Below are 17,235 nucleotides of genomic sequence, written 5' to 3' on the forward strand. Positions count from 1 at the left end.
TTCAGTTATCCACAATTCGCCGCGGGTCTGGTGTTGGGGGTTGCGCTGGCTTAGCTTTCGGTGCATGAACTTCACTGACTTTGTTTCCGCAGGCGTGGCCGTGCTCGCCGACTTCGACCGCGACGTAGCCATGGCCGCCGGCCTATCGTCTGGCCGTGTGCGCGACCTGGCGCGGGTGCACCACGCGTATTACGGGCCGACCCAGTTCACCCGCAAACAACGCGACGCACTCGCCGCCGCGGAAGGCTTGCCTGTGGACCAGCTCGTCCACATCGAGAAAAAGTTGCTCGCCGTCGAAGGCGCCGCCGAACGCTGGCGCATTAGGTTGGATTTGGTGCGCCACCGCGGCTCCTACCGGGTGTTGACCAAGCGGATCAAACGGTTGATCAAACAACCCGTCAAACCCGCCCCACCCTCGTGTAAGTTCAGCCGCTCGAAAGCGGGCATGCGCACCATGATCCTCACCTACAACGAGCGCGACCTCGCGGACCTGGAGCACCTGCTGCGCCAACTCATCGACGCCGACGACCCCGCCGCCGCCCAAATGGCCCACACGCTTATCGGCATCCTGCGCGACGGCAAAGGCGTGCCGAAGGCGAACTTCCGGCCGATCATCCTGGTGCCGATCGCCGACTGGGCCCGCATCCAATCAGGCCACGCCGACGAAGTCACCCTGATCTGCACCGACGGCACCACCATGACCGGTGCCGAGTACATGGAGCACGAATTCGGCGACATACTCGAAGTCGCCGCGTTCCACCCCCAGGAAGGCCCAGTCAACCTGTACTACGGTCAGCGCTGCGCCAACGCCAAGCAAAAGGTCATGTCGAAGCTGCTCTGCCCGTCGTGTGCGTTTCCCGACTGCAAACACTCCGCAGAGACCACCCAGACGCATCACATCAATGCGTGGCGCTACGGGGGAATGACCAACATGGACAACCTCGCCGAACTGTGCCCCTTCCACAACGGGGTCAACGCCGACAACAGGCAAGGCCCGTTCGGCTACATCGACAACCCCAACGCCCGCATCCACTGGGTCGCGCCCAACGGCACACGCGTCCCCATGACCACCCCAGGCGCCATGGAGCTGCTCTTCGACTAACCCCTGAAACGCCAAAACCCGCCCCACAAGGCGGGCGATTTGGCATGCCGTTTTTACCGGCGGCCTTCTATCGTCCAGCTGATGAAGCGGCCGGAACACAGCGACCAGTGCACGATGAGCAGGAACGGCAGCGTCAACGCGACGACGTCCAGCCAGTGCGAGCCGTTGACAAGCGCGACCTGGTGCCCGCCCATGCTCACCGTGCCCGGCGGGAAGGTGCACGCCCACCAGGCAGGTGTGTACTCCACCCAGCGCGCGACATTGGGGTAGAAGTTCCACATCGCCCAAATACCCAGCGGGATGGCCAACACCAGTGCGACGTAGCCGTAGTGGATGGAGAATGTGCCGGGGAACAAAATCTGCATCGCGGTGGTGGATTGCCCGATCACGCCGAGCGGCACCCATGCGGTCGCCGACAGCGGCCCTGAAAGGTCCACCTTCCCGTGCCACGCCGCCCAGTACACGCGGGCGAACGTGGGCACCGCGGTGAACAGGGACATCAGGAAGAACACGGTGCCGAGCACGTGGTAGAACTGCCCGTAGTCGCGGGCGAGCCAACCAGCCACCGACGCGGAAATCATCGGGCCGACCAACGGCAGGCCCCAGGTGAACTTCGGCGCGCCCTCGAAGCGGCTGAGCTGGATAGCCCAGGTGATGACGGTGACGGGGGCTCCGACCCAGAAGCCGATGAGGCGGTAGACGCCTTCGTCGGTAAGCCCGGATAGCGCGGCACCCAGTGCGAGGATGCCGATGAAGAACATCGACCATTCCGCCATGGTGGTGCGCTCGAAGCTGGGGTGGCGGTAGCGCGCGAACCCGTACACGAGCACGACGAGGATGAAGCACGCGATCGCGGCGAAGACGGCGGCGAAGAACTGGTGGTCCATTTCTACGAGCAATCGCGACACGATTGAGGTGCCCATGAGGCTGCCGCCCCACGCGGGGCCGGGCGGTGGCAGTTGGCGGAACTTGTCAGTCACTCAGCGCATGGTAATCCCTTTTTTGGGAAGGTGCTCGCGCGGCCCGCCGGGAGGGACCCGTTGCACAAAAACGGCCCCGGCAGCTCAAAACCCGACCTGCGGTTTTGCGCCGATTCGGTCGGGTTCTGGTTGGGCAGGTCACTGTTGGACCGCGGTGTGTTTCTAACCCACGTTCGCTCCGAACAGCGAGCCGATGGCGAACGTTGCCGCCAGCGCGATGGTGCCGCCGACCACGATGCGGGTCACCGAGCGGGCGACCGGGGCCTCGCCGAGCTTCGCGGACAGCGCGCCCGTCAGCGCGAGCGCCACCAGGGTCAGCACGAAAATCGCGGCGATGCGCCAGGATGCGGGGGCGAGCAGCGCCGTCGCAAAGGGCAGTGCGGCGCCGAGCAAGAACGACAGGAAGGATGCGATGCCCGCGGACCACGGGTTGACCTGCATCTCCTCGGACATCCCCATGGCGCGCTCGGAGTCGCGCTGCGAGGACACTGAGACGTATTCGCCCAGCGCCATCGACACCGCGCCGCCGATCACCGCGGCCAAGCCGGACATCGCGATCGTGGTCGCATCGGACGTCGCGCCCGCCACGCCGACGACCACGGCGGCGGTGGAGACGATGCCGTCGTTCGCCCCGAGCACCGCCGCGCGCAGGCGGTTCAGCCGCTCGCCGGTGCCGGGCTCATGCCTATCGACGCCACCTTCCGCCGTGCCCGGACAATCAGCCGGGCAGTCGGGGTGGGGGCGGTTCAGCAGATCAGTCATGACCCAATCATCGCCCGGCCCGGTCACCCCCCGCAAGGAAGTTCGGCCTGCCTTACTGCAGGTCAGGCTATGCAAACCTAGCAGTCGAAGTACATCTCGAACTCCTGCGGGGTGGGACGCAGACGCACCGGGGTGATCTCGTTGTCGTACTTGAGCTTGATGTAGGTCTCGATGAGGTCATCGGTGAACACGTCGCCTTCGGTGAGGAAGTCGTGGTCCGCCTCCAGGGCCTTGAGCGCGGCCTCGAGAGACGTCGGTGCCTGCGGGATGTCCTTGGCTTCCTCCGGCGGCAGCTCGTAGAGGTCCTTGTCCACCGGGGCGTGCGGCTCGATGCGGTTCTTGATGCCGTCGATGCCCGCCATGAGCATCGCCGCGAAACCGAGGTAGGGGTTGCCCGACGGGTCCGGTGCGCGGAACTCGATGCGCTTGGCCTTCGGGTTTGCGCCGGTGATCGGGATGCGGATCGCGGCGGAGCGGTTGCGCTGCGAGTACACCAGGTTGATCGGCGCCTCGAAGCCCGGCACGAGGCGGTGGTAGGAGTTCAGCGTCGGGTTGGTGAACGCCAGCACCGCGCCGGCGTGCTCAAGCAGGCCGCCGATGTACCAGCGTGCGATGTCGGACAGGCCGCCGTAGCCGGACTCGTCGTAGAACAGCGGCTCGCCGTCCTTCCACAGGGATTGGTGGGCGTGCATGCCGGAGCCGTTGTCGCCGGCGAGCGGCTTGGGCATGAACGTGGCGGTCTTGTCGTACAGCGTCGCGGTGTTCTTCACGATGTACTTGAAGTCCTGCAGGTCGTCCGCCGCGTGCAGCAGGGTGTTGAAGCGGTAGTTGATCTCCTGCTGGCCGCCGTTGCCCACCTCGCGGTGGAAGCGCTCGATCTCAAAGCCGGCGGCGGCGAGGTTGCGCACCATGGCGTCGCGCACCTCGACGGTCTTGTCGTACGGCGGGACGGGGAAGTAGCCGCCCTTCCAGCGGTTCTTGTAGCCCAGGTTCGGCGAACCGTCGGCCTCGACCTCGTTGCCGCGGTTCCACCAGCCTTCCGCGGCGTCGATCTCGTAGAACGCGGCGTGGCCCTCCACCTCGTAGCGGATGGAGTCGAACAGGTAGAACTCCGCTTCGGCGCCGATGGAGCAGGTGTCGGCGATGCCGGTGGAGCGCAGGTATTCCTCCGCCTTCTTGGCCACGTTGCGCGGGTCGCGGGAGAACGGCTCGTGGGTGAACGGGTCGTTGACGAAGAACTTCACGTTCAGGGTCTTGGACCCGCGGAACTGGTCCAGCTTTGCGGTGGCGAGGTCCGGCATGAGGGTCATGTCGGATTCTTCGATGGTGGTGAAGCCGCGGATGGAGGAGCCGTCGAAGGCGAGGCCTTCTTCCATCACGTCTTCATCGAACATCGATGCCGGGATGGAGAAGTGGTGTTCGATGCCGGGCACGTCGGTGAAGCGCACGTCGATGAATTCCACCTCCTCGTCGGCGATGAATTTCTTGACGTCTTCGATGTTGTCGAAGGACACGGGTGGTACTCCTCGTTGTGTGTCGGACATAAGCGGTTTCAAGTCTACGCGGACCTCCCGCTACGCTTCGGAGGCATGGCTGCTTCTCGACGACAAACCTGGCACGACGGTCCCGAAATCCCCAACCAATTCTCCGGCGAGGATGCCCTGCCGGAGTACCCGGGGCAGTTTTTAGGCATGCCGAAGGAAGGGGCGGGATCCCAGGCGTCGGTGCTGCGCCGCATGGGCGGGGTGCTCATCGACTGGGCGTTGTGCGCGGTGGCGGCGTCGCTGATCACGGCGAACACCTCCGCGTTGGGGGACCGCTACACCGCGACGTACCTGCTGTGGATCGTCCTGGGCATCGTGTGCGGCTGGCTGTTCGCCCGCACCCCGGGCATGGCCGTACTGGGCATGGGTGTGGCCCGCGTGGACAAGGAAGCCCCGGTGGGGCTGTGGCGCGCGGCGGTGCGCACGATCCTGACGGGCTTTGTGCTGCCGGCGGCGCTTGTGGACGCCGACGGGCGCGGCATGCACGACCGCGCCACCACCACGACGGTGATCCGCACCTAGTTGTTGATGGGGCGTTCCTCGCCGACGAGTTCGTGGTCGAAGTCGATGTAGCGGAAAAACGCCCAGGTCGGGTCGGTGAGCATGCGTCCGACGGAGAGCCCGCCGGCGATGAACAGCACCACGAAGGACACTTCGGTGAATTTCGACAGCGCGTTGATGATGTCGCCGACCGCGAAGTTGTGCACCGCGGCGTAGATGACGGGGCCGGGGATCATCACCACGGCGGCCGGGATGGTCACGGTGGTGCGCGGCACCTTCGCCACCTGGCCCAGCAGCCCGCCGACGATGCCGATGATCAGCGCGGCGACGAACGCGGCGAGGTAGGAGCGCACCCCGTCCGCAAGCAATGCGAGGCGCGCGGCGTTGGCCACCATCCCGAGCGCGGCGGCGATGAGCGCCATGCGTCTCGACGAATTGAACAGCAACGCAAAGCAGCCCACGCTGACAAAGCTGGCCAGCGCGCCGGAAACCAAAAACTCCGCCGACTTCGGCACGGGCGCCGTCTGTGCCTGGGGAGTGCCGGAGAGCATCGCCACCACGGAGACGGTCAGCATAATCACCACGATGATCTCGAGGGCGAAGAACAGCCTCGGGATGCCGGCGGTGAAGTCGAAGCGCGCCAGGTCCACAAACGAGGTGAACAACGGGAAGCCGGGGATCAAAAACAGCACCGCGGCGATGAAACCGGGGGAGACCACGCTGGCAAACGGCAGCACCCGGTCGAGCAGCAGGAACGCCGACGAGGCGACGAACGACGCCGCCATCGTGATCCCGATCAGGTTGAAGTGCGCCTTGTGCAAAAATGCGCGCACGAGCTGGCCCAGCATCGCCGCCAGGCACACCAGCGCGGCGGTGGCGAGCCCGAATTGGTTCAGCACTGCGAATCCGGCGCAGGCGAGTCCGGCGGCGAGCGTCGATAGGCGAAAGCCCCAGCGTGGAGAGGGGATGCGTTCGATCTCATCCAGCACCGCGTTGATGACCTCGGGGGTGCGGTAGCTCTGCAAAAGCGAGTGCGCCGCGGTCTCCAGCGCCTCGATGCGCGAGGCGTTGACACCCGGCAGCGGCACGTCGGACACCGCGGTGCGGAACTGCTCGCCCCGGTGGAACGTGCAGCTGATGGTGTTGAAGCCGACGATGACGTCGGCGTCGTCGAAGCCCACCGAGCGCGCGCAGCGCTTCACGGCGCGGATCACGCGATAGCCGGACGCGCCGGCGGACAACAGCAAGACGCCGAAGCGAAGGCAGGTGTTCGCTTCGGCGTCCATGCCGGGGTTGTGCTCGATCACTTGCCGCCCTTGCGCTCCTGCATGCGGCGCATCTTGCGGTTCATGCCCGCCATGTTCTGCGCCTGCTTCGGCAGCGGGCCGCCCGGCAGGCCGGCCGCCTGGGCGCCGCGGCCGCGCGAATCCATCGCGTCGAGCTTGGCGGCGAGGTTGTACACCTCGTCCTTCTGGTAGTTCTTCGGCAGCTTGAGCAGGTGCTTCTGCAGGTCGCGGTTGCGCACCTGGCCTTCGCCCTCGCCGGCGTACACCTCGTAGATGGGCACGCCCGCCAGCAGGCGGTCCACGCGCTTGTGCTCCTTGGCCATCAGGGACTTCAGGCGGTTCGGGCTGCCCTCACCGACCAGCACGACGCCCGGGTTGCCCACCACGCGGTGCACGGTGTCCATGTGGGTGTTGGCCTGCACGCCGGTCTTGGTCTGCCACACGATGCCCATCGTGTTGCGCATGTTCTCCAGCGTCCAGCCGGCGGCGCCGGGGGTGTCGCCGACTTCGTCGTACATGGACTTTTCCAGGCGGCGGGAGAAGATGAACATCGCCAGCACAGCGCCCAGGACCAGGCCCATGATCAGCCAGAACCACTTCGCACCGATGAGCAGGCCGAGGAGGAAGAACAGCAACCCGCCGCCCAGCACGCAGGCGAGCATGATGGGGATCAGCGCCTTGTCGCGCTTGCGCTGGATGTCGAACGCCTGCTTCAGCTGGGAGCGGGTTGCTTTGCCCTTGGCGCGCTTCGCGGCGCGCTGTTCTTTCTTGGCGGCTTTCGCCGCTTCCTTGTCCTGCGTCTTAGCCATGGCCATAACTGTATGCCACAGCTAAGACGCGGGCCAAAGACCCTAGCGGGTCTCCACTGGGTGGTCGGCGGATGCGCCGTACTTCTTCAGCAGGGTGGAGGCTTCCTGGGCGGTATCGCCTTGCGACGTCTCCGCCAAGTGCTTCAGGTTCTCCGGCAGCTCGAGGCCGCGGTGGGCCATCGCCTCGACGTACAGCTTGCCGGCGCGGTAAGAGGAGCGCACCAGCGGGCCGGACATGACGGCGCCGAAGCCCATTTCGTAGGCGGCGTCGCGGTACTCGATGAACTCTTCCGGCTTCACCCAGCGGTCGATCGGGTGGTAGGTCGGGCCGGGGCGCAGGTACTGGGTAATGGTGATGATGTCGCAGCCTGCGTCCACCAGGTCGTGGAGCGCCTCGAGGACTTCCTCGCGGGTTTCGCCCATGCCCAGGATGAGGTTGGACTTGGTGATCAGCCCGAAGTCGCGGGCCTGGCGGATCACGTCGAGGGAGCGTTCGTAGCGGAACGCCGGGCGGATGCGCTTGAAGATGCGCGGAACGGTCTCTACGTTGTGCGCGAAGACCTCGGGGCGGGCCTCGAAGACTTCCTGGAGCAGGTCCGGCTTGCCGGAGAAGTCCGGGGTGAGGTTTTCCACGCCGGTGTGCGGGTTGAGCTCGTGGATCTTGCGCACGACCTCGGCGTAGAGCCAGGCGCCCTCGTCGTCGAGGTCGTCGCGGGTGACACCGGTAATGGTGGAGTAGTTCAGGTTGAGGCTTTTGACCTCTTCTGCGACGCGGCGCGGCTCGTCGCGGTCCAGGGGATCCGGGCGGCCGGAGGCGATGTCGCAGAAGTCGCAGCGGCGGGAGCAGCGGGATCCGCCGATGAGGAAGGTCGCTTCACGCGACTCCCAGCACTCGTGGATGTTCGGGCAGCCCGCCTCTTGGCACACGGTGTGCAGGCCCGCGCCCTTGACCTTTTGCTTCATGTCCTCGTACTCGGGACCGGTCTTGACGGAGTTGCGGATCCACCGCGGCTTCTTCTCAATCGGTGTTTCGGAGTTGCGCGCCTCAACGCGCAAAAGCTTGCGGCCTTCTGGTGCTACAGTCACGCTTCTCACCGTACCTTCCGTGTCAAACCCTTCGAGGGGTCCGGTCGTGTGGCGAATGTGTGGTCCGCCACGACCAGCTCGCCGGACAGCGCGCGCTCGAGTTCGCGCACCATCGGCGCGGCCATATCGGCTGGGGTGATGTCGCGGCCGAGTTCGAGCGACAGGGTGGTCACGTCGGCGTCGTCGATGCCGCAGGCGACGATGTGTTCGTAGTGCTCGAGGGTGTTGCTGCAGTTCAGGGCGAGGCCGTGCATGGTCACGCCGCGGGTGATGCGGATGCCCAGGGCGGCGATTTTGCGTTCGCGTGTCGACGCCTCCGGGTCCACCGCCTTCGTCTCCTCCGGCACCCAGACCCCTGAGCGGCCGTCGACACGGCCCGCCGTGGTCACCCCGGCGTCCCGCACGACCTGGATGAGCGCCTCTTCGAGACGGCGCACGTAGTCGACCACGTCCACCGGTTCGGCGAGTTTGATGATGGGGTAGACCACCAGCTGGCCCTCGCCGTGCCAGGTGATGCGCCCGCCGCGGTCCACCGGCACCACAGGCACGGGGTAGGCGGGGTCGGGCATGTCCTCCGGCTGCGTGCGCTTGCCGGCGGTGAAGGTGGAGGGGTGCTCGAGCACTAGCACTGTGTCCGGCAGTTCGCCTTTGGCCCGTCGAGAAGCAATGTCTGCCTGGAGGTCCCAGGCTTCCTGATAGTCCACGAGCCCCAGCTCGCGCACGTCAATGGGCGCGGCTGAGGCTCGGATGGATTTGTCGGCGGGGAAAAACGGGTCGCGTGGGGCAGTCATACCCTTAGACCCTAGTCCCCGCCGGTTTAGACGCCGTTGGAGGAGGCGTACTCGTCGGCGGTCATCAGCGGGCCGACCTCCTCGACCTCCACCTCGAAGAGCCAGCCTTCGCCGTACGGGTCGTTGTTGATGGCCTCGTAGGCGCCGTCGATGTCCTCGTTGACCGCGGTGACCGTGCCGGTGACCGGGGAGTACAGGTCGGAGACGGACTTGGTGGACTCGATCTCGCCGCAGGTCTCGCCGGCGGTGACGGTGTCGCCCACCTGCGGAAGCTCAGCGAAGACGACCTCGCCGAGGCGGTCAGCGGCGACGTGGGTGATGCCCACGCGCACAGTCTTGCCTGCTGCCTCGTCCGGGGTGGCGTTGATCCACTCGTGGTCCTCGGAGTAGTAGAAGTCCGGCTTCAGCTCCATGGTTATGCGTCCTTTCGGGAGTAAAACGGGGTCGGTGCAATAGTAAACGGGTAACGGCGTCCGCGGATGTCGATTTCCACTTCCGTGCCCTCTTCCGCGTGCTGCGGGTCCAGGTGCGCGAGCGCGACCGGGTAGCCTAGCGTCGGCGACGGCTGGCCGGAGGTGACCACGCCGATCTTCTCGTCCGAGCTTGCGAGGAAGACCTCGGCGCCCTCGCGGGCGGCGCGGCGCTGCTCGGAGGTCAAACCCGCGATGACCACGCTCGGCTCGCGGCCGAGCAAAGCGTCCTTGCCCACGAAGTCCGCTTCCTTCTTGGCAAACGCGCGGCCCATACCGGCCTCCACCGGGGTGATCTCGGCGGTCAGTTCGTGGCCGTAGAGCGGCATCGAAGCTTCCAGGCGCAGCGAGTCGCGCGCCGCCAGGCCGCAGGGGGTGCCGGAGCCGATGACGGCGTCCCACACCTTCTGCGCGTCATCGCTTGCGCAGAACAGCTCGAAGCCGTCCTCGCCGGTGTAGCCGGTGCGGGCGACGAAGGTTTCCACGCCGTCGAGGGTCATCCACGCGCCGGAGTAGTAGGACAGGGCGGAGGCGTCGTCGCTAAGCAAAGGCTCCAGCACCTCGAGCGCACGCGGGCCCTGGACCGCAACCAGCGCGAACGATTCCGAATTGTTGGTCAGCTGTACGTCGAAGTCGCCCTTGCGGGCCTCAAACGCGGCCCACACGGCGGCGGTGTTCGCGGCGTTGGGCACGACCATGAAGTGGTTCTCGCTGAAGCGGTAGGTGATCAGGTCGTCCAGGATGCCGCCGTCCTCGGCGACGATCATGGAGTACTTCGCCTTGCCGTCTTTCAGCGCGGAGAAGTCGGAGATGAGGGTGTAGTCCAAAAACGCGGCGGCGTCGGGGCCCTGGACGGTGATCTCGCCCATGTGGGACAGGTCGAAGATGCCCACGTCGTTGCGGACGGCGCGGTGCTCCTCCAGCTCCGAGCCGTACTTCAACGGCATCTCCCAGCCGCTGAAGTCGGTGAAACTGGCGCCGAGCTTCTCGTGGGTGGCATGCAGCGGGGTCTGTGGCATTGGTTCTCCTTAGGATTCGGTTTCGATGTCGAAGGCTTCCGGCGGCGGGCAGGCGCACTGGAGGTTGCGGTCGCCGAAGGCTTCGTCGATGCGACGCACCGGCGGGAAGTACTTCGCGTGCACCAGCGAGGCAACCGGGTAGGCAGCCTTCTCGCGGGTGAACTCGTACGGCCATTCCGAGCGGATCACGCTGGCGGCGGTGAACGGCGCGTTGTGCACGACGGACTGCTCGTATTCGACTTCGCCGTCGATGATCTCCTGGATCTCGGCGCGGATGGAGCGCATCGCCTCGATGAAGCGGTCCAGCTCGGCCAGGTCCTCGGACTCGGTCGGCTCCACCATCAGCGTGCCCGCGACCGGGAAGGCGAGGGTGGGGGCGTGGAAGCCGTAGTCGATCAGGCGCTTGGCCACATCGGCTGCGGTGACCCCGGAGGCGTCGGTAAGTTCGCGCAGGTCCAGAATGCACTCGTGGCCGACCAGGCCGTCGTTGCCGGTGTAGAGCACCGGGTAGGAGTCGTTCAGCGCGCGTGCGATGTAGTTCGCGCCCAGCACGGCGTGTTCGGTGGCGCTGCGCAGGCCGGCGGCACCGGACATGGCGATGTACGACCAGGAAATCGGCAGCACGCCCGCCGAGCCGTACAGGGTGGAGGTCACCGGCACGCCGCCCTCGCCGTCCGCGGCGGTCGGGTCGCCCGGCAGGAACGGGATGAGGTGCTCGCCCACGCCGATCGGGCCCACGCCCGGGCCGCCGCCGCCGTGCGGGATGGTGAACGTCTTGTGCAGGTTCAGGTGCGAGACGTCGCCGCCGAAGTCGCCCGGGCGCGCGATGCCAGTCAGGGCGTTCATGTTCGCGCCGTCGATGTAGACCTGCCCGCCGGCCGCGTGCACCTTGTCGCAGACCACGCGCACGTCTTCCTCGTACACGCCGTGCGTGGACGGGTAGGTGAGCATGATCGCGGCCACGGCGTCGGCGTGCTTTTCCAGCTTCGCGTCCAGGTCCTCAAGGTCGATCGAGCCGTCGTCGGCGGTCTTCACCACCACGACGCGAAGGTTCGCCAGCGTCGCCGACGCCGCGTTCGTGCCGTGTGCCGAGGCCGGGATGAGGCAGATGTCGCGCTCGGTGTCGCCGTTGGCCACGTGGTACGCGCGGATGGCCAGAAGGCCGGCCAGCTCGCCGGTCGCGCCGGAGTTCGGCTGCACTGACACCTCGGCGTAACCGGTGATTGCCACGAGCCAGGCGCGGATTTCGTCGATAAGCTCGCGCCACCCCGCGGTGTACTCGTCGGGGGTGTAGGGGTGCACGTTGGCGAAGCCCGGCCAGGTGATCGCCTCCAGGCCAGCGGTGGGGTTGAGCTTCATGGTGCACGAGCCCAGCGGGATCATCGTGCGGTCCAGCGCGAGGTCCTTGTCGCCGAGCGCGCGGATGTAGCGCATCATCTGCGTCTCGGAGTGGATGCGGTTGAACGTCTCGTGGGTGAGGAACTCGGTGGTGCGCTCCAGCGCCGCCGGGATGCGCGCGGCGCCCTCAGCGGTCTTCGCCCCGAAGCCCGCCAGCAGCGCCTCGACGTCGGCGTCGGTGGTGTCCTCGCCGAAGGAGACGCCGACGGTGGTCTCGTCGATTGCGCGGACCAGGTAGCCAGCATCCGCCAGCTTTGCGACGACCTCCGGTGCCCCCGCAACCTCCACAGCCACCGTGTCGAAGAATTCGGCGTGCTTGACCGTCACACCGGCCGCCTCGAGCGAGGCCGCGAAGTCTGCGGCGCGCTGGTGGACTGCGCGCGCGATCTCGGTCAACCCTTCTGGGCCGTGGTAGACGGCGTACATCGACGCCGTGACGGCCAGAAGCGCCTGCGCGGTGCAGATGTTGGAGGTGGCGCGCTCGCGGCGGATGTGCTGCTCGCGGGTCTGCAGCGCCAGGCGGTAGGCGGGGTAGCCCTCGGCGTCCTTGGACACGCCCACCAGACGGCCCGGCATCTGGCGCTGCAGCTTCTCGCGCACCGCCATGTAGGCCGCGTGCGGGCCGCCGTAGAACAGCGGCACGCCGAAGCGCTGCGTGGTGCCGATGGCGATGTCCGCGCCGAACTCGCCCGGGGACTCAAGCAGCGTCAGGGCCAGGATGTCGGCGTCGACGGCGACCAGGCCGCCGCGCTCGTGGATCGCCTCGATCACCGGGCGCGGGTCCACGATGTCGCCCTCGGTGCCCGGGTACGCGAACACCGCGCCGACCAGGTCCTCGCCGACCACGCCCTCGGCCAGGTTGACCACCTCGACCTCCAGGTCGATCGCGCGGGCGCGCTCGGAAGCGACCTTGACCACCTGCGGGTGCAGGCGCGAATCTAGGAGCACCCGGCGGCCCTTCTTCACCACACGCGACATCAAACCGACGGCTTCGGCGGCGGCGGATGCTTCGTCGAGAAGCGATGCGTTCGCGATGTCCAAACCGGTCAGATCCTGCACCATGGTCTGGAAGTTCAGCAGCGCCTCAAGGCGGCCCTGCGAAATCTCGGCCTGGTACGGCGTGTACGCCGTGTACCAGCCGGCGTCCTCCACCACACCGCGGCGGATCACGGGCGGGGTCAGGGTGGAGGAGAAGCCCTGGCCGTAGAACGCGCGCAGCACGGTGTTCTTGTCTGCGAGCTCGCGCAGGCGGTCCTGGGCCTCGTACTCCGTCAGCGCCTCCGGCAGGTCGAGCGGCTGCTCCGCCAGGATGCCGGAGGGCACCGCGGCGTTGATCAGCGCATCGATGGAATCGTAACCCAGGGCATCCAGCATTTTCTGCTGTTCTGCCTGGTCTGGGCCGATATGGCGGGAGATGTAATCCAACTGGGGCTCCTTGAAAATCGGGTCGTGATAACCACGCGACAGCTTAGCTGTTTCTCAGCCCCAGAAAGCCCGATTTAGAACTCATCTACACCCGCGTTTCCGAACAGCCACGTCACCGCGATCGCGCCCGGATCCGGCACGTCTTTCGCGCTCTCGCCGAGGTAGGACGCCCGGCCCTTTTTCGCCTGCATGCCGCGGGTCGCCTTCGCGCCCTCGACCGCCGGGGCGAAGACGTGCGCGAGCACCTCGTCGACGCTGCCGGTGGCGTCCTTGGCGGCGCGGGCGGCCGGTGCGAGAGCGTCGACGAGCGTGTTGTCGCCCTCCTTCGCGCCGCCGAGCTCGGTAATGGCGTCGACGCCGCGCTTAAGCCCCTCCGCCAGCGCCCCGGCAAACGCGGCGCCGTCCGCGTCGCGTGAATCCACGCCGGCGTCCTCGAACGCGTCCGCCATCTGTCGGAAGAGCGTGCCCAGCACCGCACCCGAGGTGCCGCCGGCGCGCACCAGCATGCGGTGGGCGAAAAAGTTCAACACCTCCGCATCCGCACCCCGCACAGGCCTGACGACGTCACCAAAGGCCGCCTCCATATTCTGACCGAAGTCGCCGTCGCCGGCCTCCCGGTCCAGGGCCGTCAGGTCGTCGTAGCTGGCGGCGAGGCGCTCCACAAAGCCGGTCAGCCACGCATTCTCCTCGCCGGAATCCGGCTGGGTTTCGTCGTCGACCATGCGCGCATCCGCGTACTCGGGGTCCGCAACGGTGCCGGGCCAGGCGGGCGCGGCGGTGTCGGCGTCGATGAGCTGGATCAGCTCGTCGTCGACCACGGTGAGCGTGAGCGAAATGCCCGCCATGTTCAGCGAGGTCACCAGCGTGCCGCGCATCCCGCGGCGCACCTTCAGCCCCCGTTCCGTCAGCTGCTTGAGCGCTTCGCCGAAGACCAGGTCCTGCTCGAGCTGGCTCGTACCACCCAGGCCGTTGACAAACAGCATGACGTCCTCGCCCTCAACGCCGGCGTCGCGCAGCGAGGAGAGGATGCCATCCAGGAGCTCTTCCACCAGGGCTGCGGCTGTGAGCTGCGCGCCGGCGATGTCGCGGCGCTCCACGCCCGGCTCGCCGTGGATGCCCACGCCGATCTCGATCTGGCCTTCGCCCAAGTCGAACGTCGCTCGGTCCGAGGTCGGGGAGTGGCCCGGCTGCAGCGCCACCGCCATGCTGCGGGACTGATCCGCCGCGCGCTGGGCAACCTCCGCCACCGCCTGCAGGTCGTCGCCGCGCGCAGCCGCAGCGCCGGCGACCTTCTCCACGATCACCGTGGCACCCGTGCCGCGGCGGCCCGGCGAGTCGTCGTTGTCGATCTCGGTGGCCACGTCGTCGTCCACCAGCACCTGCGCCACCTCAGCGTCGGCGTGGTTTCCCGCCACGGTGAAGTTCATCACGTCGCCGGTGTAGTTCTTCACCACGTGCACCACGCCCGCGCCGCGGTTGGCCCACTCCGTGGCCGCGCCGATCTGCACCGCGTTGGGGGAGGTGAACAGCAGACCCGGGCAGGCCGCATCCAGCATGCCGGCACCGATGAAACCGGCGTGCATCGGTTCGTGGCCCGATCCGCCGCCGGAGATGACGGCTACTCGGGGTTCGCCTTTGGTGGCGTCGTCAAGCAAAAGCCCCACGAAGCCCTCGTCGTGCCACTCGGCGCAGGGGTGCGCGGCGACAAGGCCGCCGAGGGCCTCGCGCATGAAGTGGTCGGTGGAGTTACGAAATGATTTGAACGTGTCAGCCATACCGCCACTTTATGCCAAAAACGACGAAACCCGGCACCGAAAGACGGTGCCGGGTTCAGCGCATTCCGGGGCTAGATGTCGAGATCAGCCTCGAAATCGCCCTGCTCGATGCGGTCCTTGATCGTGGTTACGAAACGGCCCGCGTCCGCACCGTCGATCAGCTGGTGATCGTAGGTGAACGGCAGGTAGCACATCTGGCGGATCGCGATGGAGTCGATGCCGTCCTCGGTCACGATGACCGGGCGCTTCTCAATCGCGGCGGTGCCCAGGATGCCGGCCTGCGGCGGGGTCAGCACCGGGGTATCCAGCAGCGCGCCCTCGGAACCGATGTTGGTCACGGTGAAGGTCGCACCGGACAGATCGTCCGGACGCAGCTTCTTGTCGCGCGCGCGGGACGCAAGGTCCGTGATCGCCTTCGCGATGTCGGCCAGGTTCATGTCCTGCACCTGCTTGATCACCGGTACCAGCAGGCCCATCGGGGTGTCCACAGCGATGCCGATGTTGACGTCGGAGTGGTAGGTTATCTCCTTCGCGTCAGCGTCGTAGGAGGCGTTGACGTTCGGGTGGGACACCAGCGCCTCTGCCGTGGCCTTGATGAAGAAGGCCAGGTAGGTGATGTTTGCGCCATGCTTCTCGACGAATGCCGGCTTGACCTTCTTACGCAGCTCCGCAACGCGAGTCACGTCGACCTCCTGCACGTGGGTCAGCTGCGCGGTGGTCTGCAGGGACTCCACCATCTTCGCGGCGGTGATCTCGCGGATGCGGTTCACGCGCTGGGTGGTGCCGATGAGCTCCGCCTTCGCCGGATCCACGGACTTGGTGGACCAGTTTGCGCGCGGGCCCTTCGGGGCGTCCGCCTGCTCCTTCGTCGCAGACGCGGAAGCGGATGCGCCCTCGGCCTTGCCGCCCTCGGCAGCGGCCAGGACGTCCTGCTTGCGGATGCGGCCGCCGACGCCGGTGCCCTCAACCGTGTTCAGGTCCACGCCGTGCTTGTCGGCGAGCTTGCGCACCAGCGGGGTGACGTACGGGACGTTGTCGCCGTTGTTCACCTTGGCGGAAGCGTTCTTGGACTCAGCCTTCTCGGCCTTCGGCTCTTCCTTCTTCGGCTCCGGCTTCTTCTCTTCCTTCGGTTCCGGCTTCTCTTCAGCCTTCTCCTCGGCCGGCGCCTCGGCATCTTCAGCCTCGTCGGCGTCGTCTTCCTCGACGGCGGCCTCGGCATCGCCGATGATCACGATGACATCGCCGACCTCGACGGTGTCGTCCTCCTCGGCGAGGATCTCCAGGATGGTGCCGGCAACCGGGGACGGGATCTCGGTGTCGACCTTGTCGGTGGAGACCTCGAGCAGCGGCTCATCGACCTCGACCATGTCGCCGACGGACTTCAGCCAGGTGGTGATGGTGCCCTCGGTGACGGACTCGCCGAGCTCCGGCATCTCAACCTTGGTGCCTGCGCCGGAGCTCTTCTTCGGCTCCGCCTTCTTCTCTTCCTTCGGCTCGGCCTTCTCTTCCTTCGGCTCCTCGGCCTCTGCGTCGTCGGCCTCATCGGCGTCGTCGGAAGCCGCAGCAGCGTCAGCGTCGCCGACGCGGGCGATGACATCGCCGACCTCGACGGTGTCGTCCTCTTCAGCCAGGATCTCGATCAGGGTGCCCGCGACCGGGGACGGGATCTCGGTGTCGACCTTGTCGGTGGAGACCTCGAGCAGCGGCTCGTCGACCTCAACCTCGTCGCCGACTTCCTTCAGCCAGGTGGTGATGGTGCCCTCGGTGACGGACTCGCCCAGCTCCGGCATCTCAACGTCGGTGGCGTCGCCGGAGGCCTTCTTGGCCGGCTTGTCGTCCTTCTTCGGCGCCTCAGCCTTCTCCTCGGCCGGCTCCTCAGCCTCGGCCTGCTCTTCCTTCTTTTCGGAGGAGGAGTCTGCTTCCTCGCCCTCGTCGCCGATGATGGCGATCACGTCGCCGATCTCAACGGTGTCGTCCTCGTCGGCCTTGATCTCCAGGATCACGCCTGCGACCGGGGACGGGATTTCGGTGTCGACCTTGTCGGTGGAGACCTCGAGCAGCGGCTCGTCCACCTCGACCGTGTCGCCGACTTCCTTCAGCCACGTGGTGATCGTGCCTTCGGTGACCGATTCGCCCAGCTCGGGCATCTCAACTGAGTGCGCCATTTCTTAAGTCTCCTCATTGAAACGTTGGAAGCTATACAGGCACAAAGCGTACCTGTAACACGCCCCGCACGTCGCCCAAGGGGTGACCTTTTCTGCCCCAGGTGCACCGTATGATGTGTGAC

The 17,235-nt window shown here is 66.7% G+C and carries 14 protein-coding genes; 2 read left to right on the forward strand and 12 right to left on the reverse strand.

Translation table 11 applies throughout. The features are described from left to right. Window positions 1-64: 64 nt before the first annotated feature. Entirely contained in the window at window positions 65-1,102 is a 1,038-nt protein-coding gene (locus ACF3NP_RS01935) for an HNH endonuclease signature motif containing protein (RefSeq protein ID WP_181888782.1), read from the forward strand. Between the two features lie 53 nt (window positions 1,103-1,155). Here ACF3NP_RS01935 and ACF3NP_RS01940 read toward each other — a convergent pair whose 3' ends face one another. The 3 genes from ACF3NP_RS01940 to glnA all read right to left on the reverse strand — a co-directional run bounded on the left by ACF3NP_RS01940 (window position 1,156) and on the right by glnA (window position 4,388). Beyond that, window positions 1,156-2,082, reverse strand: a complete 927-nt coding sequence (locus ACF3NP_RS01940) for a TDT family transporter (protein WP_181888781.1) — start codon at window positions 2,080-2,082, stop codon at window positions 1,156-1,158. Between the two features lie 162 nt (window positions 2,083-2,244). Continuing rightward, window positions 2,245-2,844 carry a VIT1/CCC1 transporter family protein gene (locus ACF3NP_RS01945; RefSeq protein ID WP_181888780.1) on the reverse strand — a complete coding sequence of 200 codons (600 nt, stop codon included), beginning with the start codon at window positions 2,842-2,844 and terminating at the stop codon, window positions 2,245-2,247. A gap of 77 nt (window positions 2,845-2,921) precedes the next feature. Next, a complete protein-coding gene (glnA, locus tag ACF3NP_RS01950) occupies window positions 2,922-4,388 on the reverse strand; it encodes a type I glutamate--ammonia ligase (RefSeq protein WP_202032091.1) in 1,467 nt (488 codons plus the stop codon). 45 nt (window positions 4,389-4,433) lie between these two features. Between glnA and ACF3NP_RS01955 the strand changes: the two genes are divergently transcribed. Continuing rightward, the gene (locus tag ACF3NP_RS01955; protein ID WP_181888778.1) at window positions 4,434-4,910 is read left to right on the forward strand and encodes an RDD family protein; all 477 of its coding nucleotides are present in this window, start codon (window positions 4,434-4,436) and stop codon (window positions 4,908-4,910) included. On the opposite strand, the gene ACF3NP_RS01960 is transcribed toward ACF3NP_RS01955, so the two are convergent. From ACF3NP_RS01960 to sucB, 9 genes are all read right to left on the reverse strand, one after another. Further along, entirely contained in the window at window positions 4,907-6,196 is a 1,290-nt protein-coding gene (locus tag ACF3NP_RS01960; protein WP_181888777.1) for a threonine/serine exporter family protein, read from the reverse strand. The genes ACF3NP_RS01955 and ACF3NP_RS01960 overlap by 4 nt on opposite strands. Then, window positions 6,193-6,984: a DUF4191 domain-containing protein gene (locus tag ACF3NP_RS01965; protein WP_392398885.1), complete on the reverse strand. Its 792-nt coding sequence runs from the start codon at window positions 6,982-6,984 to the stop codon at window positions 6,193-6,195. Before ACF3NP_RS01965 ends, ACF3NP_RS01960 begins: the two co-directional genes overlap by 4 nt. Before the next feature lie 42 nt (window positions 6,985-7,026). Next, the gene (gene lipA / locus ACF3NP_RS01970; RefSeq protein ID WP_181888775.1) at window positions 7,027-8,070 is read right to left on the reverse strand and encodes a lipoyl synthase; all 1,044 of its coding nucleotides are present in this window, start codon (window positions 8,068-8,070) and stop codon (window positions 7,027-7,029) included. A 5-nt stretch (window positions 8,071-8,075) separates the two neighbouring features. Beyond that, a complete protein-coding gene (lipB, locus tag ACF3NP_RS01975) occupies window positions 8,076-8,861 on the reverse strand; it encodes a lipoyl(octanoyl) transferase LipB (protein WP_181888774.1) in 786 nt (261 codons plus the stop codon). A gap of 26 nt (window positions 8,862-8,887) precedes the next feature. After that, window positions 8,888-9,274, reverse strand: coding sequence for a glycine cleavage system protein GcvH (gcvH, locus tag ACF3NP_RS01980; RefSeq protein ID WP_181888773.1), 387 nt, complete (start codon window positions 9,272-9,274; stop codon window positions 8,888-8,890). A gap of 2 nt (window positions 9,275-9,276) precedes the next feature. Next, window positions 9,277-10,350, reverse strand: coding sequence for a glycine cleavage system aminomethyltransferase GcvT (gene gcvT / locus ACF3NP_RS01985; RefSeq protein WP_181888772.1), 1,074 nt, complete (start codon window positions 10,348-10,350; stop codon window positions 9,277-9,279). Between the two features lie 9 nt (window positions 10,351-10,359). After that, a complete protein-coding gene (gene gcvP / locus ACF3NP_RS01990; protein WP_392398886.1) occupies window positions 10,360-13,173 on the reverse strand; it encodes an aminomethyl-transferring glycine dehydrogenase in 2,814 nt (937 codons plus the stop codon). A gap of 74 nt (window positions 13,174-13,247) precedes the next feature. Beyond that, a complete protein-coding gene (locus ACF3NP_RS01995) occupies window positions 13,248-14,948 on the reverse strand; it encodes a dihydroxyacetone kinase family protein (RefSeq protein WP_392398887.1) in 1,701 nt (566 codons plus the stop codon). Between the two features lie 71 nt (window positions 14,949-15,019). Beyond that, the gene (sucB, locus tag ACF3NP_RS02000; RefSeq protein WP_392398888.1) at window positions 15,020-17,113 is read right to left on the reverse strand and encodes a 2-oxoglutarate dehydrogenase, E2 component, dihydrolipoamide succinyltransferase; all 2,094 of its coding nucleotides are present in this window, start codon (window positions 17,111-17,113) and stop codon (window positions 15,020-15,022) included. Between the last annotated feature and the right edge of the window lie 122 nt (window positions 17,114-17,235).

It is taken from the genome of Corynebacterium lehmanniae (assembly GCF_043161975.1).
Taxonomy (GTDB): domain Bacteria; phylum Actinomycetota; class Actinomycetes; order Mycobacteriales; family Mycobacteriaceae; genus Corynebacterium; species Corynebacterium lehmanniae.